Raw genomic sequence first — 21,767 nt, 5'->3', positions numbered from 1 at the left:
CGCTGGCCTCAGGGCATGACGGCCTCTCCGCCAAAACGTAACCCATCGTTACGCCTCACATCGCAAGATACAAGGGCATGGCTTCAGCCATGCCACAAAACGTCGAACGTAACGCTTGTACCGCTCTGCCGAAGGCCGGAGTGGAGGCGTAGCCGCAACGACTGAATTGCCTTCCTTGGCGGAGGCTGGTCAGCCTGGCCGTCGGCCCGAACCTTGCTGACGATATAAGTACCGGGAAAAAGAAGACTCATGGGCCATCCCCGATGCGTCCTGGGCACACGAAAGAAAGCAATTCAGTCGCTCCGGCTGCGCCTTCACTCTAGCTTTCGGCAGAGCGGTATTAGGCTCTTGCCTGACTTCTGTGGCACGGTTGAAACCGTGCCCTTCCGATTCATGCCACAGAAGAACGTTTTGCACGCCGCCATCATGATGAGATGACACGCCCTAAAACGCTCGCACACCCTCTTCCACGACCAGGTTATCGACCGCGATGTTCAGCGCGAGACCCAGTTTGCGGAAGCCATCGCGCCACTCGCGTGTCCAGTAGTTGCTGTCGCTGCGGCGCAGCAGGTCGTTCCAGATATTCTGTGCCTGCCAAAGGTTGATATCCATCGGCAGGGTTCGCAGGCTTTCGGCGATTGCCACAGTCTCGTTCAGGATCGCAGCCGTCTGTTGCTCGGCCGCGCCCTCCAAACGGATCATGGTGCGCTTCATGCGCTTGTCCGCGGTAAAGCCGAGCAACTGCGAGTCGAGGGTCACGCCATCCAGCTCGGCGCTGCGCAGCAGGCGTGCGACTTCGGCTGCATCGTAGCTCTCGGCTTCGAGCGCGCGCCGCAGTCCCGCGTTGATGGCGAAGCCCGCAGTCAATGCCAGCGCAGGTGGTGCAGCCACGTTCGACTCCGCGAGGAAGTGCAACAGCGTCGCGTGTTCTTCGTAGATGCGCGTGAGCGAGCTCTCTACCTCTGAGAGCGTCTGGTCGAGAATGCTCTTGAGAATGCGGTGCTGCTCGTCAGCAAACAGCGAGGTCAACGAGTAGAGTGTGCCGCCGAAGAAGCCGTCGATCAGACGGATCAGTTCCGGCAGATTGGCGCGCTGGATGGTCGCGCTTGCCTCTTCGACGAACGTCGCCCATGCCTCTTCGATCTCGGGCGTGTAACGCTTCACCGCAGCAGAGAGGTTCTGATCGCCGAGATGCAGCACGGCGAAACAGATCTCTTCAGTCTCTTCGGTAATTCTTGAACGCAGCGCCGCGCGACCCAGGGCCACGCGGCCTCGACCTGAGGTCAGCAGGTCGTAGTTATAGCGATGTACGTCGAAGCAGAACAGTTCGCCTGCATCGGGATAGTTCCGGAACATCGAGCTGATGGCGTAATGCGCTCCGACGTGCTCTAAATCGAGCCGTGAGCCGATGACGAAACGGATATAGATCTCTGCGGCATCACCGATATCAGCTACATTGCTCTTGGCGCGTGTAAGGATCGCGAGGAACTCGGCTTCGAGCTCCGCGGCGGCCGCGCCAAACAGTTGATTGGCAAGCTGAATGACCCGCCCCGCGTAAGCGATGATCTGGACCGTCTCGATGCCCGAGATCTCGTCGAAGAACCAGCCGCAACTGGTGTACATGAGCTGGGTGTGGCGTTCGAGCTCGAGCAATTCCAGAGCTGTGACGCGTTCGGCAGGCGTCAATTCATGGGTCGCATGTTCGCTGAAGAACCAGTCGATGTTGACTGTGCTGCGGTCCAGCACGACCTGGATGTAGGCATCGCGTGCGGCCCACAGGTCTTTAAGCAGCGGTTGTGCAACGGCCTCGGCCAGCGGTGCGGTCTTGTCGCGCAGCAGATCGAGGGCTTCGCGGAGCGGGCCGCGCCACTGCTGATTCCATCCCTGCCTGCCGCCGTTACAGCCGCAGTTGGAGCGCCAGCGCTCCACACCGTGCGCACAGCTCCAGGAGGTGTTGTCGACCACCTCGGCCTCCCACTGCGGCGGAAACTTCGCGAGGAACTCGCCGTAGTTGGTGAGGGTGGCGAGCTTGTTCTCCTCGATCCAGTGCAGCGCATAGCTCAGGGCCATCTCGCCGTGCTTGTGATGGTGGCCGTAGCTCTCGCCATCGGTGGCGACGTGCGCCAGCTGTGGTTCGTTGGGAGCCTTATCGGTGCGGAGACCACCAACCAGCCGGCGTCCGAAGTCTTCGCCGGAGTTCAACAGGCCCTCAAAGGCGATCGCTCGTGAGCCTGGGCCGTCGTAGAAGAACACCGCAATGGAGCGGCCTTCATTCAGCCGGATCCGGTATGGATGCGTGGGATCGACGATGGCGTTGGGCGTTTCGGTCCAGGCTGGTTCGCTAGCCTTGGGAGAGGTCGCGGACTCTGCTTTGGACGCTGCGGCCTTCGGAGTCTCTGTCTGGATCTTGCGTACCCGCGCGCACTGGTGGGGCGCGAGGATGGTGTACTTGATGCCCTCCTGCGCCATCAGGTCGAGCACGGAACGCGAGACGGCGGTCTCGGCCAGCCACATGCCTTCGGGCTTGCGGCCGAAGCGGTGTTCGAAGTCGGCGATGCCCCAGCGGATCTGGGTGCGGGCGTCGCGCTCGCTCGCCAGCGGCATGATGATGTGGTTGTAAACCTGCGCCAGCGCGGACCCGTGGCCGGAGTAATGCTCGGCGCTGGCCCTGTCCGCGTCCTGGATCATCCGGTAGGTGCGTGGAGCAAAATCAGCCAGCCAGCTCAGCAGCGTGGGGCCGAAGTTGAAGCTCATCCGGGCGTAGTTGTTCAGGATGCGGACGATCTCCCGCTCTTGATTGGTGATGCGCGAGGCGCCGTTCGGGGCATAGCACTCGCTGGTAATGCGTTCATTCCAATCGTGATACGGTGCCGCGGAGTCCTGTACCTCGACGGTCTCGAGCCAGGGGTTTTCGCGCGGTGGCTGGTAGAAGTGACCGTGTACGCAGATGTAATGCGGCGGCGGTGAGACTGCCTGGTCCTTGAGTTCAGCGGAGCTGGCGGGATTTTGAATACGAGCCTTCAGCTTGGTCATGGCTCTGCCAAGGATATAGCGGGAGACCCTGTGATGGGCATAGTCGCCGGCATGAATCGTCGATCGTTTTTGACTGCCGAGTCTGCATTGGTTGCCTCGTTCGAGAAACGTTTTCGCGAATGAATCCGGCAAAGGCCGTAACCCTTCTGATATCGCTATTTGGAGCGAGGCAGACTGGTCTGTACAGGTTCCGATTGGGTTACTTGTTCGTTCGGCTATCGAAACAGGCTGTGACTGCAATTGCCAGCCAGTAAGCCACAATATCCCGCAGCGAGAAGACGCGGCCCAGCAGGAGCTGGCCGGCAAGCGTATGGCGGAAGGCGTTAAGTCCCGGCGAATGATACAGCTTGAAGCACTCGACCGCCGCCGCGACGAGGCCTGCAACGAGAGCCAGGGTCTGCGGTTTTTTCTTCGGCAGAAAGAAGGCGACGAGCCAGTAGACCATGATGGCCCACAGGACAGAGCCGCCGTATTTGACGAGGACGGCAACCAGGCCAAGCGGTACCAATCTCCAGACCAGACCGCAGGCGAGCGTGATGAGCGCAAGGGTAGCGCAGGCGATTCGACGATTCGATTTCACTTCTGGTTTGACCCCTACTCCGGCTGCACGGTTTTGCCGGCGGCGAGATCGCAGGCGCGCCACATGTACCAGCTCGCGACCGAGCACCACGGCGCCCACTTCTTCGCACGTTTTGCAATCTGTTCGTGGGTGGCCAGAAGGTCTGGGGTGACTTTTTCCGTGGGCTTGAGGCCGAGGTAGGTCAGGGCAAAGCCCTTGCGGATGCCGTAATCGCTGCTGGGCAGGACGTTCGGACGCCCGAGGCGGAAGATCAGCATCATCTCGACGGTCCACTTGCCGATGCCGCGCACCTGCGTCAGGTGCTCGATGATGTCATCGTCGCTCATGCGGCGGATGCGGGCCATTGTGGGCACGGTGCCGTCGAGCGTCTTGGCGGCCAGGTCGCGCAGAGCCAGCGCTTTGTTATGCGAGAGCCCGGCGGCGCGAAGCTGTTCGTTCGGGCAGTCGAGCAGATGTTGAGGCTCGGGATGGTTGCCGATGCCGCAGATATCCGCGAACGAGGCCAGCAGCCGCGCATGGATGGTGGCGGCGGCCTTGCCATGGAGCTGCTGGTAGATGATGGACTGCGTGAGCGCTTCGAAGGGCGACTGTTGTGCCGGCAGCCGCACCGTAAATGGCCCGGCCTTGGCGATCAGCTTCGCGAGTTTGGGGTCGGCGGCTGAAAGCGCGTAGGTAGCTTCTGCGGGGTCGTACGGTAGCTTTCGGGTAGTGCCGGAGCGTGGGCGAGGCATGAGAAAGTGTGCCATGATTTCGTGGCTTTTGTGGGTGAAAGCCATTCTGAAAGGGACTATCTGCGATATTCTGTGGGCATGGTTGTCCACGTCCAACAGATCGGTGACAAGTTCGCTGCGTTCATTCCACCTGAATTGGTTGATGAACTTGGGTTGGTTGATGGATCCGAACTGGAGATCGGCCCAGTCGATAAGCCCAAGGCATCCGCGACCCGTTATGCGACGGTCGAGGAAACATTGGGTGCTTTTGAGGACACGTTGCCTCAGCATGAGGCCGCATACCGCGAATTGGCCAAATGAGTTGGGTTTTTCTCGACACTGCGGGTGTTGAGGCCTTACATCACCAGCAAATTGTGCGTTTCGGGGGATCACACGGCGTGCGCGATGCAGGGCTATTGGCGTCTGCGGTGTTTCGCGCCGAGCAGAAAGCGCATTACGACAGCAACGCCACGGTTGTAACTATCGCTGCATCGCTCGGCTGGGGATTGATCAAAAACCACGCTTTATTGATGGCAATAAGCGCGTCGGTCTGGCCAGCCTTGTCGTATTTCTGAAGTTGAATGGCTATGTGCTTCCAGTTTCAACGGAGGAACAGATCGCTATGGTGTGGCGTGCGCCCGCAAACGAAATCAGCGAAGACGAGTTCGCTGAGTGGGTCGAACGCAGCATCGCTCCGGTAGGCAAATAGCGATATCGAGCCAAAGAAATCCTCAGGCGAACTCGGACTAATGTGGACGGGATTTAGAAAAAAGGTTCTTTCCTGTAAAACATTTTTATAGCGAATTTGCCGCGTCACCAGCGGGGAATCATCGTTTGCTGTAAATAGAAACCGTTCGTTTTCCCGGTCGATAATCGCTGGCCGTTTCGACTATCGAACATAAGAGCTCCAAAGCCAACGTTGGTGTAACAATTCGGCTGCTATACTCGATTTTTCACAGGGCTTGTTTTCAAACCTTTGGAAACACCTATCACGGTATCTTTGTGAGTAGGTTCACTTTCCCAAGGCGCAGCACTCTCAGGTAGTTGGTTATTCGGTTCAAAACTCCACAGGTTTTTTTGATGCAGAGGAAGCAGGAACGCACTCATGGCGCAAGTATTTGACCGCAGTTCGAACGCACTGGCTCGCGCGAGCCTGGTGCTGACGGGCTTGATCGTCATCGCGCTCGGTGTGGCGCTGAACTCATTGCAGCGGTCGCCGTGGGTGACCAAGCAAGGGCAGCGGCCGGACCAGCCCGTCCCTTTCAGCCACAAGCACCACGTCGAGGGCCTCGGGCTCCAGTGCCAGTACTGCCACGTATCCGTGGAGAAGAGCTCGTACGCGGGTATTCCGCCGACTAAGACTTGTATGAACTGTCACTCCCAGATCTGGACCGACGCTCAGTTGCTCGAGCCGGTGCGGCAGAGCTGGGCGACCGGTAAGTCGATCAACTGGATTCGCGTCCACGATCTGCCGGACTACGTGTACTTCAATCACGAGATTCACGTGAACAAGGGCATCGGCTGCGCAAGCTGTCACGGCCGCGTTGACGAGATGCCGCTGATGTACCAGGAAAACACGCTGCAGATGGAGTGGTGTTTGAACTGCCATCGCAACCCTGCAGTGAACCTGCGGCCCGCCAGCGAGGTCTACAACATGGCGTGGGCAGGCCCCTCGACCGACAAGCCCGTCTGGTGCACCACGACCGGCAAGGGTGGACCCACGGCACAGGGCGTATCCTGCGTGACCAAGGATCCAGGCAATCAGAACCCCGAGCTGGCGCAGTTGACCAAGCCCGAGGCTCCGGCAGCTTCGCAGTCGGGAACCAACCTCCAGCCGCATCCGTTGACGGGTGAGGGCCAGACGGTCTCCGATATGCCGCAGATTGCAATCCCTGCAGGCTATCAGAAGTTCACCAGCCAGATGGATCTCGGTCGCTACCTGACAGCGCAATACCACATCCGCTCAGCCAACGAGCTGTCGAGCTGCGAGGTGTGCCACCGATGAAAAATTCAGTTGGAACCACACGCATGGGAACCGAGCCTACGATGGCAGTAGAAACGCAACAGGCAGTCGTGAAGGCGCAGGTCGTCAATACGATTGCTCCTGCAAAGATGACGCTCGCTGAAGTCCGTACGAAGCTGGAAGGCAAGACCGGCAAGCGCTTCTGGAAAAATTTGGATGAGCTCTCTGACTCACCTCAGTTTCAGGAATTGATGCAGGAGGAGTTTCCGCGCCAGGCAGGTGCGGGCGAGTGGGTTGACTCCGTCAGCCGCCGCGGCTTTCTCAAGGTCATGGGCGCGAGCTTCGCGCTGGCCGGCCTGGCCGGTTGCACCAAGCAGCCCGATGAGCCGATCTTTCCGTACGTAAAGCAGCCTGAGGACTTGATCCTCGGCAAGCCGATGTACTTTGCAACGGCACATCCTTTCCCGACCGGCGCGGTTCCTGTGCTGATCAAGTCGGACGCATTCCGTCCCATCAAGGTGGAAGGCAATCCCGAGCACCCGATGTCGAAGGGTAAGTCGGATGCCTACACCCAGGCGACGCTGCTTGACCTGTACGATCCCGATCGCTCGGTGCAGCCGAAGTTCCGCGGGGAAGCTGCCTCATGGGGCCAGTTCCAGCAGGATTTCGCCAAGGCTGTTGCGGGCACCAAGACCGGCCAGGGCGTTTACTTCCTGAGCGAGACCATCACCTCTCCGACGCTTGCCTCCCAGTGGAAGCAGGTTTCGGCGAAGTATCCGCAGGCCAAGCTGGTGCAGTATGACGCGGTGAACAATGACCGTGCTCGCGCCTCCTCGAAGGCTGCGTTCGGCGATTATCTCGACGTGCAGTACAAGCTCGAAGACGCGGACGTCATTCTCGCGCTCGATGCAGACTTCCTGGGTGGAATTGCCTTCCCGGGCTTCCTGCCTCTCTCGGCCGCCTATGCCGAACGGCATCGCTTTGAAGCCGGCAAGACGATGAACCGGATGTACGTTGTCGAGACCATGCCGACGGTGACCGGATATAAGGCTGACCACCGCCTGGCTCTGAAGCCGAGTGAGATTGAAGCCTTCTCGGTGGCTCTCGCTGGCGGCAATGGTTCGGCTCTGACCAACCCGGAAGCTCAGAAGTTCCTTACCGCAGTCCTTGCCGATCTGAAGAAGTCCGGTGGTAAGTGCGTGGTGATGGTTGGACCGCAGAGCCCCGCAGCCGCCCATGCGGCGGCGCACGCGTTGAACGCGAGCCTGGGCGCAGTGGGCAAGACGGTTCTCTACACCGAGTCCATCGCTCCGATTCCAAGCGAGCAGGGCGCGGATCTCAAGTCGCTCGTTGCGGACATGTACGACGGCAAGGTGCAGTGGCTGGTGATGCTCGGCGTCAATCCGCTGTACAACGCTCCTTCCGATCTCGAGTTCACGACAGCCTTCAATAAAGTGCCGAATACGGTGCATCTCGGGTCGCACGTCGATGAGACGGGTTTCTACTCGACCTGGCACGTCAATAAGACTCATTACCTGGAGAGCTGGTCGGATGCGCGCGCCTACGATGGCACCATCTCGATCGTCCAGCCGATGATCGATCCGCTTTACGGCGGCAAGAGTGCGCACGATGTTCTGCAGGCTCTTCTCGATCCCTCCATCAGCGCCTATGACGCAGTCGTGGCAAACGCTCGGACCTACATTACCGGCGACTTTGCTGTGGGCTGGAAGAAAGCTCTGCACGACGGTTGGGTACAGGGAACGGCGTTCTCGCCCAAGCTGGCTGGCCAGCCCAAGGCGGCTACTCCAGTTGCCTTGAATACGCCCGCTGCGGGAGCCATTGAAATCAGCTTCCGCCACGATCCTTCGGTCTACGACGGTCGCTACGGTAACAACGGCTGGTTGCAGGAGTTGCCGAAGCAGGTCACGAACCTCTCGTGGGACAACGCCGCGCTGATGAGCATGGACCTGATGTCCAAGCTCAAGATCGAAGAAAACGAAGCGATCGAGCTCAATCTGAACGGCCGCAAGGTGATTGCGCCTGTATTGATGGCTCCAGGTCATCCGGACGATGTCGTAACGGTGCACCTTGGCTTTGGCCGTCGTGCGGAATCAGGCCGTGTGGGTGCGGGCGTCGGGTTCGATGCCTACTCGCTGCGGACCTCCGATGCTCCTCTCTCTGCGTCGGGTCTGAAGGTTACCGGCGGCAAGGGAGTCTATGACATCTGCGTGACCAAGGTTCACAACATCGAGCATCGCGGTGCCTATGCGCAGCGTGATCTTGAGCATCCGTTGTCGGACAAGGAAGGCACGTACTCGTTGGCTGGGCACGAGGCGATGGAGCGTTCGATCATTCGCTACGCCACAGTCGCCGAGGCTACCGCAAATCCGAAATATGCTTCTGAGGGTGCGAGCGGAACCTGGGTCAACAAGGTCGGCTACAACCCGCAGGGTGAATCTCCCGAGCATGGAGACAGCTTCTTCCCCGACGCCTGGCACTATAACCACACCGCGGTTGTGGGTGCGGGACAGAAAGTGCTCCAGAACTCCTGGGGTATGTCGGTCGATCTGAACTCCTGCATTGGTTGCAATGCCTGCATCGTAAGCTGCTACGCGGAGAACAATATTCCCGTTGTCGGCCGTGAGCAGGTGAAGATCGGCCGCAACATGCAATGGCTGCGTATCGATACCTACTTCGAAGGCGATCTGCATGCTCCGAAGGCGCACTTCCAGCCGATGATGTGCCAGCACTGCGAGAATGCCGGTTGCGAGCAGGTCTGCCCGGTCGGCGCAACGGTTCACACGCCAGAAGGCCTCAATACGATGGTCTACAACCGTTGCGTGGGTACTCGTTATTGCTCCAACAACTGCATGTACAAAGTCCGGCGCTTCAACTTCCTTCTGTACGCGGACTTCGATACCGAGAGCCTCAAGTTCATGCGCAACCCGGATGTCTCGGTTCGTTCGCGTGGCGTGATGGAGAAGTGTAGCTATTGCATCCAGCGCATCGAGGCCGTAAAGATCGAAGCCGATAAGAACAACCGTGCCATTGCCGATGGAGAGATTGTGACGGCTTGCCAGCAGGCTTGCCCGACAGATGCCATCATCTTTGGCAATATCAACGATCCGAAGAGCCGCATCGCGAAGAAAAAAGCAGAAGAGCGCGAGTATCAGGTGCTGGCTGATCTGAACTTCCGCCCCCGCACGACATATACGGCAGGCGTTATCAACCCGAACCCGGAGCTTGCATAAGATGGCAACCCAAGGTCCTATCCATGATCCGAATGCGGCGCTCGATCCTATGATCGACCCGCAGACGGGTGAGTACGCGGTCATCGCGCCGGGCCACAACTTCAAGAGTGTGACGCAGAAGATCGCGGGTATCGTGCTTACCGCCGACACACCCTGGGCGTGGACGGGCGGTCTGTTCCTGGCCGCAACCGTAGCGCTGGGCGTAGTCATCGGCGTTACCTGGCTCGTCCTGAAGGGCGTCGGCATCTGGGGTGTTACCATCCCTGGTGCGTGGGGCTTTGCCATCATCAACTTCGTTTGGTGGATCGGTATCGGCCACGCCGGAACGCTGATCTCGGCCATCCTGCTGCTCTTCAAGCAGACCTGGCGCAACTCGATCAATCGATTTGCCGAAGCGATGACCATCTTTGCCGTCTGTTGCGCGGGTCTCTTCCCGCTGCTGCACGTCGGTCGTCCGTGGCTCGGTTACTGGCTGTTGCCGTACCCGAACACGATGAACCTCTGGCCGCAGTTCCGCTCGCCGCTGGCCTGGGACGTCTTCGCCGTCTCGACCTACGCGACGATCTCGGTGGTCTTCTGGTACATCGGCATGATCCCGGACTTCGGTACGCTGCGCGATCGCGCGAAGCTGCCGCTGGCCAAGGCCTTCTACGGCATGCTCTCGCTGGGCTGGCGTGGATCGACTCGCCACTGGATCCGCTATGAGTCGGCTTCACTGCTGCTCGCCGGTCTTTCGACGCCTCTGGTGCTCTCGGTGCACACCACCATCAGCTTCGACTTCGCGGTCGCGGCCATGGCAGGCTGGCATACGACGATCTTCCCGCCGTACTTCGTCGCCGGTGCCGTTTACTCAGGTTTCGCGATGGTGTTGACTCTCGCCATCCCAATCCGCAAGTTCTATCACCTGGAAGATCTGGTTACGCTTCGCCACTTGGATAACATGGCGAAGGTGATGTTGACGACCGGTTCGATCGTGGCCTACGGCTACGGCATGGAAGTCTTCATGAGCTGGTACTCGGCCAGCCACTGGGAGTTCTTCATGATGTGGAACCGTATGTTCGGGCCGATGGGCTGGGCGTACTGGATCCTCATCCTGACCAACATTGCGATTCCGCTGACCACGCTCTGGTCGCGTAAACTGCGCGTCAATGTCGGCTACCTGTTCTTCCTGTCCTTCGTGGTGAACATCGGTATGTGGTTCGAGCGCTTCGTCATCGTTGTGACGTCTCTCTACCGCGACTATCTGCCGTCGAGCTGGGGAACCTATCGCGCGACCAAGTGGGACTATATTCTGTTCCTTGGGACGTGGGGAATGTTTACCTTCCTGTTCCTGCTGTTTGCGCGCTTCGCTCCCATGATTCCGATGTCGGAGATCCGCATGATGCTGCCGCAGACCAAGGTTCATCACCCTGGTGCAGATGCTGAAGTTGTTACCCAGGAGGCCCTCTAATGCCGGTACACGAGGGAGTTTACGGTCTGATCGCTGAGTTCAACACTCCCAGCGAGTTGGTGCATGCGACTGAGATGGCGCACCGCGCCGGTTACCGCCGCATGGAGTGCTATACCCCCTATCCCGTGGAAGAGGCAGCCGAAGCGCTGCGCTTCCATAAGACAGGCGTCCCGCTGATGTGTCTTCTGGGCGGTCTCATGGGTCTCGTTACCGGCTACGGGATGGAAGTCTGGGTCAATACCTTGGGCTATCCACTCAACATCGCAGGCCGCCCGCTGTTCAGCTGGCCGGCGTTCGTGATCCCAGGCTATGAGTGGACGATTCTGTTCGCTGGTCTGTCGGCGGCGTTCGGCATGCTGGCTCAGAACGGTCTGCCGCAACTTTACCACCCGTTGTTCAACGCGCCGAACTTCCGTGACGGTGCAACGACGGATAAGTTCTTCCTCTGCCTCGAAGCCCACGATCCGAAGTTTTCGGCGACCGAGACCAGGGTGTTTCTCGAAGGGTTCTCTCCTGTCTCCGTTGTGGAGGTGGACCACTAATGCAAGGAAACAGGAAACAGGAAACGGCGATGCGAGTAGCGCGTGCAGTGACGGGGCTTTCGGCGATGGCGGCGATGCTGGTTTTGGCCGGCTGCCGTCAGGACATGCACGATCAGCCGAAGTTCTTTCCGCAGCGCGGAACCTCGTTCTACGCCGATGGCCGCTCCGCGCGTCCGCAGGTGGAGAACACCGTGGCGCGTAACCAGCTCCATCAGGATGCGTACTTCTTTACCGGTCTGCAGAACGGCAAAGAGGGCGATGGTCTCCCGATCCAGTTGACCCCCGCGGTCATGGAACGCGGCCAGGAGCGCTTCAATGTCTACTGCACGCCCTGTCACTCTCGCGTAGGCAATGGCGACGGCATGATCGTGCAGCGCGGCTACCGTCCGGCAGGCGACTTCCACACGGACCGCCTCCGCAATGCGCCGCTCGGCCACTTCTTCAATGTCATGACCAACGGCTTTGGTTCGATGCCGGACTACGCGGCACAGTTGACGCCGGAGGATCGTTGGGCGGTTGCGGTTTACATTCGCGCACTGCAGCTCAGCCAGAATGCGAAGCAGTCTGATGTGGCTGCAGGGCAACATGTGCAGAGCCTGCACGATATCGCAAAGGACGAAGGCCTGCCTCCGGGATTTGCGGAACCGTGGGGTCTGCCCTCGACGGCGATCTATGGAACGCCGAACAATCAGGACAACGGTATTCCGGGACAGAATTTGGGCACGGCTCCTGCGGCAGCGGCAAAGAGTGCGCAGCCAGCAGCACAGCCGGCCGAGACAAAGCAGTAAGAACAGATTTCGAAACTTCTGGAACTTGAAGGCGACTGACGAATGTCACTTGAACACGAACATCACGGAGCGGATTTGACGCACGGGAACGCAGGGCATCACGGCCCGAAGACGCTGCCCAGCGTGCTGACGGCACCTGCCGTCGTAGGCGCCTGGCGCACCCGCGCCGCCATCGTCGCGGTCATCTTCGCGGTGGTTTCTCTGGCCTTTTTCTTCGTCCCAGGCGGCAAGTCGCATCTCCTGCGTGCCTACCTGATGGGCTACATGACATGCTTCAACTTCTGCGGCGGCGCTCTTGCCTTCCTGATGGTGCAGTATGTTTCGGGCGGTAAGTGGGGCCAGATCCTGCGCCGTCCGCTGGAAGCCATGACCCGCACGATCTGGGTTGTCTTTGCGATGTTCCTACCTGTGATGTTTTGGATGAAGCATCTCTATATCTGGGCTGCTTATCCGAACAAGGCTGCTCTTCTGGATGCCTACAAGACGGGTCATATCACGCAGGAGCAGCAGCTCACTGCTTCGTCAAAGCTCACCATGTTGAGCCCCACGAGCGCCTGGGTGCAATATCTGCTGGTGCTGGGCTTTATGGCGTTGGTCATCACGCTGCTCAATAAGTGGTCGGTGCAGCGCGACAACGATCCCCGGGCTGGAACGTTGGCCAGCTTTGACAAGTGGCGCGTAAAGTTCGAGAACCTCTCCGGCCCGTCGATCCTGTTCTACGTCATCCTGATGTCGGCCTTCGTCATCGTCTTCGTCAAGTCGCTGGATGTGACTTGGTACTCCTCGGTGTACGGCCTGCAGTTCCTTGTTGCTCAGGGATACGCCGTGCTGGCTTTGGGGATTCTGACCCTCATCCTGCTCTCGCGCTACGAGCCGATCAAGACGATGTTCCGCACGACCGAACAGCACGACATGGGCAAGCTCCTCTTTGCCTTCGTTATGTTGAACATCTACCTGACCTTTGCGGAGTTCCTGATCATCTGGTCGGGTAACCTGCCGGATGAGATTCCCTGGTACCTGCACCGCATTCATGGTGGCTGGTGGTACGTCTGCTCGGCCGACGTGATCTGCCACTGGCTCATCCCGTTCTGCATCCTGCTCTCGCGTGACATCAAGCGCTCCAAGAGCAAGATGATCTGGGTGACGGTATTTATGATCTTCGCCCGGTTCATCGATATGTTCTGGCTCATCGAGCCGAACTTCAAGGATGCTGCCGGCAACCTGCATCTCGCGGGTAACTTCGGAATTCTGGCCTACATTACAGTGCCTGTCGCCGTCGTCGCGTTCTGGATGTTCTTCTACCTGACCGAACTGATGCGGCGTCCGCTGATCAATGTGAATGACCCGCACACGCAAGAGCTTTTGGAGCCTGAGCATGCACACTGAAGGACACGACGCAGGTCGCCCGGAGGGCACCACCCCGCATCCGCCGCATACGCGTGATTCGGAACATCCCGGCTATGAAGTACAGGACGTGAACGCGGGCGGTATCGCCACGTTCCTCGCGGGACTGTTCGGCACGGTATTGATCTTCTTCGTCTTCTGCTTCTTTATGGGTAAGGCGATCAACACGATGATGGTCACGCACGACGAGAAGGTCAACAAGTGGCAGGCGGATCTTTCGCAGCCCGGTGCTACTCCTCGCGGCAATAAGCGTGAAGATCTGACCTCGGCTGCAGAGATGCAGCAGCGGCAGCTGCAGAGCATGACACAGGCCTTCCCGACGCCTCGGCTCGAGACGGACGACGGCAATCAGGATGTTGCTGATCTGCACGCTCGCGAAGATCTGCTGCTGGATCACTACAGCTCTTCGACCGATCTGCCCCAGGGCGCGGTTCGCATTCCTATCGATCGTGCAATGCAGTTGGTCGTACAGCGCGGTCTGGGAGCGGCTCCCGCAGCTCAGACACCGCAGGCCTTGATGGCCGGCGAAAGCGCACCGGCGATTCAGGCTCCGTTGACCGATGGTTTTGCGCGCACCGGCTACGAGCTCGAGACGATTCAAGCCCGCAACGAGAAGAACGACTTCAATCGGGCAGAAGCGAAAAAAGACTAAGCACGGCTAGCAGGACACAGGAAGCGGTAGAGATCTGATGATGACAGCAGGACGCACAATTCGGATGGCAGCAGCAGCGGGACGAGGACTCCTCGGTCTTGCGCTGGTGCTCGGTTGTGCGGCTCCAGGCTTCGCACAGGTTTCGAGCTATGGCGATAAGGCCACCGGCGATAACACTGGAGACCAGCTTCCGCAGATTTTGCAAAAGGTGCAGGTAACCCAGCACCTCAATGCGCAGCTTCCTCTGGACGCAAAGTTTACCGACGACAAGGGCGCGCCTGTTTCATTGGGCCAGTACTTTGACGGCAAGCATCCTGTCCTTCTTTCGACGGTGTACTACAACTGCCCGATGCTGTGTTCGGAAGAGATGGACGGTGTCGTCAGCTCGTTGCTGATGGTTCACCTGGTTCCGGGCAAGGACTTCCAGATCGTTGTGGTCAGTATTGATCCGACCGAGACGGCGGATCTTGCGGCTCGCTACAAGGCGCGTTATGTGAAGCGCTATGGGCATCCTGAGACGGCTGACGGTTGGCACTTTCTTACCGGACAGAAGCCGGCGATCGATGCTGTGACCAATGCCGTTGGGTTTGGTTACACGAGGGTTCCTGGACCGGATGGCACGCTCTCGCAGTTTGCGCATGCCAGTTCTATCGAAATTGCCACGCCGCAGGGCAGGCTGGCACAGTATTACCTTGGCGTCGAATACTCGCCCAAAGACATTCTTCTGGGGCTGATCGATGCCTCAGGCAACAAAATTGGTTCGCCTGTAGCAAACATCCTCACCTACTGCTATCACTACGATCCGCAGATCAATAAGCACTCCTTGATCGTGGCGCGGGTCGTTCAGTTGGGCGGTATGGCGACGGTGGCGGGCCTTGGCGGTTTCATGTTTCTGATGTTCCGTCGCGACCTGCGGCTGGGGCGCGACCACGATTTACCTCAACCGGATGACGACAACCGGCGGAACGGATAAAGGCTAACGATGGGAATTAGTCCAGTACTGTGGCAATTTTTGGTGAAGTGGCTGCATGCCTCGGCCCTGTTTCCGGCTGAGGCGTCCACGATCTCGCCTTACACTGACGCGCTCTATTTCTTCCTGCTGGCGATGACGCTGGTTGGCCTGCTGCTGGTAGGCGTTCTCGTCTTCGGCTTCTCGATTCGCTATCGCCGCGAGAAGAACCCCGTCGCCACGCAGGTCGAAGGCTCGACGCTGCTTGAGGCGACGTGGACGATCATCCCACTGGCGATCTTCCTGGTCACCTTCGTGTGGGGCGCGCTGCTGTACTTCCGCATCTACGATCCGCCAGCGAACGCGATGAACATCTACGTCGTCGGCAAGCAGTGGATGTGGAAGGCCGAGCATCCCGGAGGGCAGCACGAGATCAACGCCCTCCACGTGCCGGCTGGTCGTCCCGTCCAGCTCACGATGATCTCGCAGGACGTCTTCCACAGCTTCTCCATCCCCGACTTCCGCGTCAAGCGTGAAGTGATTCCGGGCCGTTACACGACGGTCTGGTTCCAGGCGACCGACCCCGGCACGTACCACATCTTCTGCACCCAGTACTGCGGAACGCAGCACTCCGGCATGATCGGTGAAGTCACCGTGCTGTCGCCCGAGGACTATCAGAAGTGGACGCAGCAATCGACCAGCGGCATGAGCCTGGCGCAGAACGGTGAGCGGTTGTTTGCCAGCATGGGTTGCAACGCCTGCCACAGCGGCAACGCTGCGGCACGTGGTCCGAATCTTGCCGGTGTCTATGGCTCCAAGTTGACGCTTACCAACGGCAGCCAGGTATTGGTAAACGATGCGTACCTCCGCGATGCGATCCTGAATCCCTCGCAGCACATCACCGCGGGATACGCGCCTATCATGCCGACGTACCAGGGGCAGATCAGCGAAGACGGATTGATCGACCTGGTCGAGTACATCAAGAACATGCAATCGAACTTCCGGGTGCAGCAGACTCTGATGACATCGGAGTCTAATCAGGCAGCTCCCACAACGCCCACCGAGGGCACAACGTCTGAAACGGTGAAGCCATGAGCACCAGCACCCCTAATTTGCACACCATCGTCTCTCTGCCCGATCAGAGCACGGCTAAGCTGCCGAAGCGGCACTATATCAACAACGAACACGGATTGTTGAGCTGGCTGCTGACGGGAGACCACAAGCGCATCGCGATCCTGTACCTGATCTCGATCACGTTCTTCTTCTTTATCGGCGGAGCGTTCGCGGGTCTCATCCGGCTGGAGCTGCTGACACCGCAGTCCGATCTCGTTGCGGCGGATACGTACAACAAGTTCTTCACCATGCACGGCATCATCATGATCTTCCTGTTCCTGGTGCCGTCGGTGCCGGCGACCCTCGGGAACTTCCTGATTCCGATCATGCTGGGCGCGAAGGACCTTGCGTTCCCCAAGATCAATCTGCTGTCCTGGTACCTCTACCTCGCAGGCGGCACGCTCACACTGGCCGCGCTGGTGCTGGGTGGTGTCGATACCGGCTGGACCTTTACCACGCCGCTCTCGACACATTACCTGAACACACACGTCATTACGGCGGCAACGGCCATCTTTATCGCTGGGTTCAGCTCGATCTTCACCGGCTTAAACTTCATCGTGACGATCCACCGTATGCGCGCTCCGGGCATGACCTGGTTCCGTATGCCGTTGTTCGTGTGGTCCAACTATGCTGCTTCGATTCTGATGGTTCTCGGAACCCCGGTTCTGGCGATCGCCATCGTTCTGGTTGCGCTCGAACGGTTGGTGGGTATCGGCGTCTTCGATCCGGCCAAGGGCGGCGATCCGCTGCTGTTCCAACATCTGTTCTGGTTCTACTCGCATCCGGCCGTGTACATCATGATTCTGCCGGGTATGGGCGTCATCTCCGAGGTCATCTCGACCTTCAGCCGCAAGCGCGTCTTCGGCTACACGGCAGTCGCGTTCAGCTCGGTAGCCATCGCGCTCTTCGGCTTCTTCGTGTGGGCGCACCATATGTTCATCATGGGTGTGTCGAACTACTCGGCGCTGGTCTTCTCGCTGCTGACGATGCTCGTCGCTGTACCTTCGGCGATCAAGATCTTCAACTGGGCGTTCACGCTGCAGAAGGGTTCCATCACCTTTGAGACCCCGATGCTCTATGCCTTCGGCTTCATGGGGCTGTTCACCATCGGCGGTCTGACGGGAGTGTTCCTCGGTTCGCTGGGCATGGACATCCATCTCACCGAGACGTACTTCATCGTGGCGCACTTCCACTTTGTCATGGTCGGCGGCATGTTGATGGCGTTCCTCGCGGGCATCCACTTCTGGTGGCCCAAGATGACCGGACGCATGTATCCCGAGTCGCTGTCCAAGCTGGCTGCGGTGGTTACATTCATCGGCTTCAACCTCACCTTCCTGCCGCAGTTCATCCTCGGCTACCTCGGCATGCCGCGTCGCTACGCGGCGTATCCGCCAGAGTTCCAGGTACTGAACGTGCTTTCAACCGCAGGCGCAACGGTGCTGGGTGTTGGTTATATGCTGCCGCTGCTGTACCTTGGCTGGTCGCTGAAGTACGGCGCGATTGCGGGTGACAACCCGTGGCAGGCAACAGGTCTCGAGTGGCAGATTCAGTCGCCGCCATTGACCGAAAACTTCATCGAAGTGCCGATCGTAGACTATGAAGCCTACGATTACGAGTGGCTCGAGAAAAAGCAGAGAGAACAGGTGACGACGGTTGGATAACATGATCGCATCTACGAATCCGGCTATGCATCCGCATACGCACGAGGCTGTGGACCACGCCGAGCACGAGCACGTCGCGCTGCCTCAGCATCGCCACCACTTTGAGACGGAAGAGCAGCAGCGCGAGGCTGGCAGCTTCGGCATGTGGCTCTTCCTGCTGACCGAAATCATGTTCTTCGGCGGCATGTTCTTCGCCTATCTGCTTTACCGCAACTGGTACTACCCGGCCTTTACGGTCGCTTCGAACCAGTTGAACGTGCCGGAAGGCGCGATTAACACAGTCATCCTCATTACCTCTGGCTTCTTCATGGCGCTGGGTGTGTGGGCTGCCGAGGTTCGCAAAAAGGGTCTGCTGGTCATCATGCTCATTCTCACGACGGTCTTCGGCCTCGCCTTCCTGGGCGTCAAGGCCGACGAGTATCACGAGAAGTACGAGCTGCACCACATTCCGGGTGCGAGCTTCAGCACGGCGATGTTTACCAATCCTGCAGCCTTTGGCTTGAAGGAAGAGCCGCTTGCTCCAGACATGGCGCAGCACACGGAGATCTTCTTCTTCCTGTACTTCGCCATGACCGGTATGCATGCGCTGCATATGATCATCGGTATCGTCATCCTGTTCTGGCTGACATGGCGGGCACATCGCGGAGAGTTCAGCTCCGGATATGTAGCCCCGATTGAAAACTTCGGCTTGTATTGGCATTTCGTTGATATTGTGTGGCTGTTTCTGTTCCCGCTGCTCTATCTGATCAACCGTCACCCGCTGAGCTAAACATCCAGCCCTATTGAAGGAAACACGATGGCACACGAGACCTATCACGATCCATCCAACGTCACGAACCCGGAGCACGCCGATCACCACATCGTGTCGCCGCTGCAGTACTGCATGGTCTTCGGCACGCTGCTGCTCGGCACTGCCATCACCGTGCTGGCGGCCTACAAAGATATGGGCTGGCTCAATCCGGTGATTGCCCTTGGCATCGCCAGCTTCAAGGCGGTCGTGGTGATCCTGTTCTTCATGCACGTGAAGTATCAGTCGAAGCTCATCAAGATGACTGTCGCCGCTGGGTTCTTCACCTTTATCGTGTTGATCACCATGACCCTGAGCGACTACATGAGCCGCGCCTGGGGCATGTGGTAAACACTTAAGAATCGCATCATCAAAAGCGGTTCCATTGTTGCTGTCTTCGAAGCGAAAGATGTTTGCACGGTTTCTTCCAGAGAAACATGTTGCAGGATTTTTGCGGGATTACAGTAGCGGTGGGACCGCTTTTATCGTTATAGGCCAGTTACTGAGATTGGTTGAACTGTCTGTTGCGCAGAGCGCATGAGATCACCGCCTACTGGACGCCCCGATGATCTTCAACGGCTTTACCTACTATGTGCTCTTTCTGCTTCCGGCCGCCATGCTGTATCGCTGTGCAGGCGCACGCAGCCGGCCATGGGTGATTGCAGTCTCGGGCGGCCTCTTCTTTCTTTATTTTTCGTATGCTCTCGCGGGTGTTCCAGGCATGCTTTGCCTCGGCATCTTTTTGTGGGAAGCCCTTGCCAGCCGTCTCTATAAGCCGGGATCGCTCTGGTGTATGGCTGGAATCCTGCAAAGCCTGGTCTTCCTGGGAATCTTCAAATATTGGAACTTCTTCAGCGGCATTCTCTTCTGGAGGCACACCAACCCGCTTCTCTGGCGGGGAGCGTTCCTCCCGCTTGGCATCTCGTTTTTCACGTTCGAGTTCTACCACTACGCCTTCGATCGCCGGGCCGGCCGAAGTGAGAAGGGAACCCTTGGCGAGTACCTCGCCTTCATTCTTTTCTTTCCCACGATGGTCGCGGGACCCATCAAGCGTTTTCAGGACTTTCTCCCCAAGCTGCGCGCGACGCCTGCGAACTGGGAGCATGACTGGGAGCGCGGCCTCACCCGAATCCTTACCGGGCTGGCAAAGAAATTCGCTATTGCCGATCTGATGACGGCCTGGACCGTGCACTTGAATCGGCATGACATGCTTCTGGCCGATCGCCGGGTGCTGCCTCTCTGGCTGCTCGCGTATGGCATCAGGATCTACGCCGACTTCTCGGCCTACTCGGATATCGCCATCGGCTCGGCCCGGCTCTTCGGCATTAGTGTGCCCGAAAACTTCAACTGGCCCTATGGACGCCGCAACATACAGACCTTCTGGCGAAGCTGGCATATGTCTCTGACGCGCTGGCTCATCGACTACATCTTCATCCCCCTGGGAGGGTCACGCGTTTCCTTGCCGCGGGAATGCTTCAACATTCTGGCGGTGATGTTGATCTGCGGGCTCTGGCACGGAGCGGGCTGGAACTTCCTCGCCTGGGGCCTGTGGCACGGTATTCTGCTCGTGATTCATCGGCTCTGGCGAAGGGTTCGCGGCGCTCCCAGTACTCACACCATTCCGGTGTTGGCCAGCCGGGCGCTTACCTTTGTGGCGGTGAATGCCGGATGGGCCTTCTTCTGCATGAATTTGCCCGATGCTATGCTCTTCTACAGAAAGCTGCTGGCTGGCTAATGCTTACGAATCTTCGCAAAACCGTCGAATACCTGGCCGGCCAGCGCGACGAACCGGGACCATGGCTTGTGCACACGCCAGGATGGATCACCGGTTCTCTCGTCTGGCTTCTTGCCCTAGTCCTGATCTACTGCTTCTGTGGTCAGACGAATGAATTCACGTACATCAATTTTTGACAATGAGCTCACGCCCGTTGCTTCGCATCGTCGCTGTTTGCCTCGTCCTGTTGGCCGCAGGAAACATTCTGCTGTCGAGGTGGAGTCGTAGCCTTCCCTCTCACAGGGCGATCGACAACCTTCAGCGGGCGCCGGATTCGGACTTGCTTTTTGTGGGGAATTCGCTGCTGGATGGCCGTGTCGACAGCGCGGCTTTGAATCAAGGCGCAGCTTCCGCGGGCCGCACCTTCAGGCCACTGAATGCGGCCCTCAGTGCGACCGACCCGCACGACCAGGCGTTTCTCGCGCGGTATGCTCTCTGGACGCAGCCGCACCTGCACACCCTCGTCGTGGGCTTCTACGACTACCAGTTGACTGAGGAGACCCGCGTCACCCCGGCGGATCTGCTTGGCAATCACGGCATCGCGCTCGACGAGCGTTTTCCTGTCGGTGTGGTGGCCTCTATCGACCACTTCAGTACCGCTCAGACTGGCGAATTGCTTCTTCTGCGGGCCCTTCCGATGGCAGCCAATCGCGTGAGCTTCTGGAAGTATGCCGAGAGGCTGCGCTATTCGATGAGCCGGATGGGCATGCCGCCCGAGCCACCCATCACCATGATCCGTCCGTGGTCGTACTACAACGGCGAGCCGCGAAAGTTTTTAGAAGACCCCTCTCATTTCAACTCCAGCTACGAGTACCTCTTCGGCCAGGCAGCCAAAGAGAGGATGAAGGTCGTTCTTGTTCTCATGCCGATGTCGCCTCTTCACAGTAAGGTCTTTTACACGCGACAACTCTGGCAGGATTACATGGTAAAGCTACGGGACCTTGCCCAACAACGCGGGTTCACCTTTGTAGACGCCTCCGCCTGGATGCCGGAGGACGTGCAATTTGAAGACGCTCTGCATATGACCAAACCTGCGGCTACGACCTTTTCCTTCCGGCTGGGAGCCGAACTGGCGGCGGCACAGGGGAGCGCGAAGGCGGGCAATTAAAG

General features: G+C 58.8%; 21 protein-coding genes. 17 read left to right on the top strand and 4 right to left on the bottom strand.

Features of this window, described 5'->3' with window-relative positions; translation table 11 throughout:
* Positions 1-83: 83 nt before the first annotated feature.
* From HDF15_RS09210 to HDF15_RS09195, 4 genes are all read right to left on the bottom strand, one after another.
* Entirely contained in the window at positions 84-251 is a 168-nt protein-coding gene (locus HDF15_RS09210; RefSeq protein WP_184254824.1) for a hypothetical protein, read from the bottom strand.
* 193 nt (positions 252-444) lie between these two features.
* Positions 445-3,033, bottom strand: a complete 2,589-nt coding sequence (locus tag HDF15_RS09205) for a DUF3536 domain-containing protein (protein WP_184254822.1) — start codon at positions 3,031-3,033, stop codon at positions 445-447.
* A gap of 199 nt (positions 3,034-3,232) precedes the next feature.
* Entirely contained in the window at positions 3,233-3,613 is a 381-nt protein-coding gene (locus HDF15_RS09200) for a DUF2809 domain-containing protein (protein ID WP_184254820.1), read from the bottom strand.
* A 14-nt stretch (positions 3,614-3,627) separates the two neighbouring features.
* The gene (locus tag HDF15_RS09195; protein WP_184254872.1) at positions 3,628-4,344 is read right to left on the bottom strand and encodes a DNA-3-methyladenine glycosylase; all 717 of its coding nucleotides are present in this window, start codon (positions 4,342-4,344) and stop codon (positions 3,628-3,630) included.
* Between the two features lie 72 nt (positions 4,345-4,416).
* Between HDF15_RS09195 and HDF15_RS09190 the strand changes: the two genes are divergently transcribed.
* The 17 genes from HDF15_RS09190 to HDF15_RS09115 all read left to right on the top strand — a co-directional run bounded on the left by HDF15_RS09190 (position 4,417) and on the right by HDF15_RS09115 (position 21,765).
* Positions 4,417-4,644, top strand: a complete 228-nt coding sequence (locus HDF15_RS09190; RefSeq protein ID WP_184254818.1) for a hypothetical protein — start codon at positions 4,417-4,419, stop codon at positions 4,642-4,644.
* On the top strand, positions 4,641-4,898 hold the full coding sequence (locus HDF15_RS25510; protein ID WP_221314347.1) for a hypothetical protein: 258 nt from the start codon (positions 4,641-4,643) through the stop codon (positions 4,896-4,898). Before HDF15_RS09190 ends, HDF15_RS25510 begins: the two co-directional genes overlap by 4 nt.
* Positions 4,899-4,900: 2 nt before the next feature.
* Positions 4,901-5,032: a hypothetical protein gene (locus tag HDF15_RS26435; protein ID WP_409254872.1), complete on the top strand. Its 132-nt coding sequence runs from the start codon at positions 4,901-4,903 to the stop codon at positions 5,030-5,032.
* Positions 5,033-5,428: 396 nt separating this feature from the next.
* Positions 5,429-6,328, top strand: coding sequence for a cytochrome c3 family protein (locus tag HDF15_RS09180; protein WP_184254816.1), 900 nt, complete (start codon positions 5,429-5,431; stop codon positions 6,326-6,328).
* Positions 6,325-9,537, top strand: a complete 3,213-nt coding sequence (locus HDF15_RS09175; RefSeq protein WP_184254814.1) for a TAT-variant-translocated molybdopterin oxidoreductase — start codon at positions 6,325-6,327, stop codon at positions 9,535-9,537. The genes HDF15_RS09180 and HDF15_RS09175 overlap by 4 nt, the downstream gene beginning before the upstream one ends.
* Before the next feature lies 1 nt (position 9,538).
* On the top strand, positions 9,539-10,987 hold the full coding sequence (gene nrfD / locus HDF15_RS09170) for an NrfD/PsrC family molybdoenzyme membrane anchor subunit (protein WP_014263419.1): 1,449 nt from the start codon (positions 9,539-9,541) through the stop codon (positions 10,985-10,987).
* Positions 10,987-11,529 (top strand): DUF3341 domain-containing protein, encoded by a 543-nt coding sequence (locus HDF15_RS09165; RefSeq protein WP_184254812.1) that lies wholly within the window; start codon positions 10,987-10,989, stop codon positions 11,527-11,529. The genes nrfD and HDF15_RS09165 overlap by 1 nt, the downstream gene beginning before the upstream one ends.
* A 29-nt stretch (positions 11,530-11,558) precedes the next feature.
* Positions 11,559-12,317: a cytochrome c gene (locus HDF15_RS09160; RefSeq protein ID WP_260330954.1), complete on the top strand. Its 759-nt coding sequence runs from the start codon at positions 11,559-11,561 to the stop codon at positions 12,315-12,317.
* Positions 12,318-12,359: 42 nt separating this feature from the next.
* Positions 12,360-13,703: a hypothetical protein gene (locus tag HDF15_RS09155; RefSeq protein ID WP_184254808.1), complete on the top strand. Its 1,344-nt coding sequence runs from the start codon at positions 12,360-12,362 to the stop codon at positions 13,701-13,703.
* Positions 13,693-14,373 (top strand): hypothetical protein, encoded by a 681-nt coding sequence (locus tag HDF15_RS09150; RefSeq protein ID WP_184254806.1) that lies wholly within the window; start codon positions 13,693-13,695, stop codon positions 14,371-14,373. Before HDF15_RS09155 ends, HDF15_RS09150 begins: the two co-directional genes overlap by 11 nt.
* A gap of 37 nt (positions 14,374-14,410) precedes the next feature.
* Positions 14,411-15,346, top strand: a complete 936-nt coding sequence (locus HDF15_RS09145) for an SCO family protein (protein ID WP_260330953.1) — start codon at positions 14,411-14,413, stop codon at positions 15,344-15,346.
* Between the two features lie 9 nt (positions 15,347-15,355).
* A complete protein-coding gene (coxB, locus tag HDF15_RS09140) occupies positions 15,356-16,417 on the top strand; it encodes a cytochrome c oxidase subunit II (protein ID WP_184254804.1) in 1,062 nt (353 codons plus the stop codon).
* Positions 16,414-18,096, top strand: a complete 1,683-nt coding sequence (ctaD, locus tag HDF15_RS09135) for a cytochrome c oxidase subunit I (RefSeq protein ID WP_184254802.1) — start codon at positions 16,414-16,416, stop codon at positions 18,094-18,096. Before coxB ends, ctaD begins: the two co-directional genes overlap by 4 nt.
* 1 nt (position 18,097) lies before the next feature.
* Positions 18,098-18,865 (top strand): cytochrome c oxidase subunit 3 family protein, encoded by a 768-nt coding sequence (locus HDF15_RS09130; RefSeq protein WP_409254871.1) that lies wholly within the window; start codon positions 18,098-18,100, stop codon positions 18,863-18,865.
* Between the two features lie 27 nt (positions 18,866-18,892).
* On the top strand, positions 18,893-19,234 hold the full coding sequence (locus HDF15_RS09125) for a cytochrome C oxidase subunit IV family protein (RefSeq protein WP_014263428.1): 342 nt from the start codon (positions 18,893-18,895) through the stop codon (positions 19,232-19,234).
* A gap of 214 nt (positions 19,235-19,448) precedes the next feature.
* Positions 19,449-20,618 carry an MBOAT family protein gene (locus HDF15_RS09120; RefSeq protein ID WP_184254800.1) on the top strand — a complete coding sequence of 390 codons (1,170 nt, stop codon included), beginning with the start codon at positions 19,449-19,451 and terminating at the stop codon, positions 20,616-20,618.
* A 328-nt stretch (positions 20,619-20,946) separates the two neighbouring features.
* Positions 20,947-21,765, top strand: a complete 819-nt coding sequence (locus HDF15_RS09115; protein WP_184254798.1) for a hypothetical protein — start codon at positions 20,947-20,949, stop codon at positions 21,763-21,765.
* Positions 21,766-21,767 lie beyond the last annotated feature (2 nt).

The sequence above is a fragment of the Granulicella mallensis genome, from assembly GCF_014203225.1.
Taxonomy (GTDB): domain Bacteria; phylum Acidobacteriota; class Terriglobia; order Terriglobales; family Acidobacteriaceae; genus Granulicella; species Granulicella mallensis_A.
Note: the sequence above shows the minus strand (reverse complement) of the source record. Positions and strands in the feature narration are given on the sequence as shown.

Excerpts from the sequence above, each read along its gene's own strand:
- HDF15_RS09210 (WP_184254824.1), bottom strand. The coding sequence starts at position 251 with ATGAGTCTTCTTTTTCCCGGTACTTATATCGTCAGCAAGGTTCGGGCC.
- HDF15_RS09205 (WP_184254822.1), bottom strand. The coding sequence starts at position 3,033 with ATGACCAAGCTGAAGGCTCGTATTCAAAATCCCGCCAGCTCCGCTGAA.
- HDF15_RS09195 (WP_184254872.1), bottom strand. The coding sequence starts at position 4,344 with ATGCCTCGCCCACGCTCCGGCACTACCCGAAAGCTACCGTACGACCCC.
- HDF15_RS25510 (WP_221314347.1), top strand. The coding sequence starts at position 4,641 with ATGAGTTGGGTTTTTCTCGACACTGCGGGTGTTGAGGCCTTACATCAC.
- HDF15_RS09180 (WP_184254816.1), top strand. The coding sequence starts at position 5,429 with ATGGCGCAAGTATTTGACCGCAGTTCGAACGCACTGGCTCGCGCGAGC.
- HDF15_RS09175 (WP_184254814.1), top strand. The coding sequence starts at position 6,325 with ATGAAAAATTCAGTTGGAACCACACGCATGGGAACCGAGCCTACGATG.
- nrfD (WP_014263419.1), top strand. The coding sequence starts at position 9,539 with ATGGCAACCCAAGGTCCTATCCATGATCCGAATGCGGCGCTCGATCCT.
- HDF15_RS09165 (WP_184254812.1), top strand. The coding sequence starts at position 10,987 with ATGCCGGTACACGAGGGAGTTTACGGTCTGATCGCTGAGTTCAACACT.
- HDF15_RS09160 (WP_260330954.1), top strand. The coding sequence starts at position 11,559 with ATGCGAGTAGCGCGTGCAGTGACGGGGCTTTCGGCGATGGCGGCGATG.
- HDF15_RS09155 (WP_184254808.1), top strand. The coding sequence starts at position 12,360 with ATGTCACTTGAACACGAACATCACGGAGCGGATTTGACGCACGGGAAC.
- HDF15_RS09150 (WP_184254806.1), top strand. The coding sequence starts at position 13,693 with ATGCACACTGAAGGACACGACGCAGGTCGCCCGGAGGGCACCACCCCG.
- HDF15_RS09145 (WP_260330953.1), top strand. The coding sequence starts at position 14,411 with ATGATGACAGCAGGACGCACAATTCGGATGGCAGCAGCAGCGGGACGA.
- coxB (WP_184254804.1), top strand. The coding sequence starts at position 15,356 with ATGGGAATTAGTCCAGTACTGTGGCAATTTTTGGTGAAGTGGCTGCAT.
- ctaD (WP_184254802.1), top strand. The coding sequence starts at position 16,414 with ATGAGCACCAGCACCCCTAATTTGCACACCATCGTCTCTCTGCCCGAT.
- HDF15_RS09130 (WP_409254871.1), top strand. The coding sequence starts at position 18,098 with ATGATCGCATCTACGAATCCGGCTATGCATCCGCATACGCACGAGGCT.
- HDF15_RS09125 (WP_014263428.1), top strand. The coding sequence starts at position 18,893 with ATGGCACACGAGACCTATCACGATCCATCCAACGTCACGAACCCGGAG.
- HDF15_RS09120 (WP_184254800.1), top strand. The coding sequence starts at position 19,449 with ATGATCTTCAACGGCTTTACCTACTATGTGCTCTTTCTGCTTCCGGCC.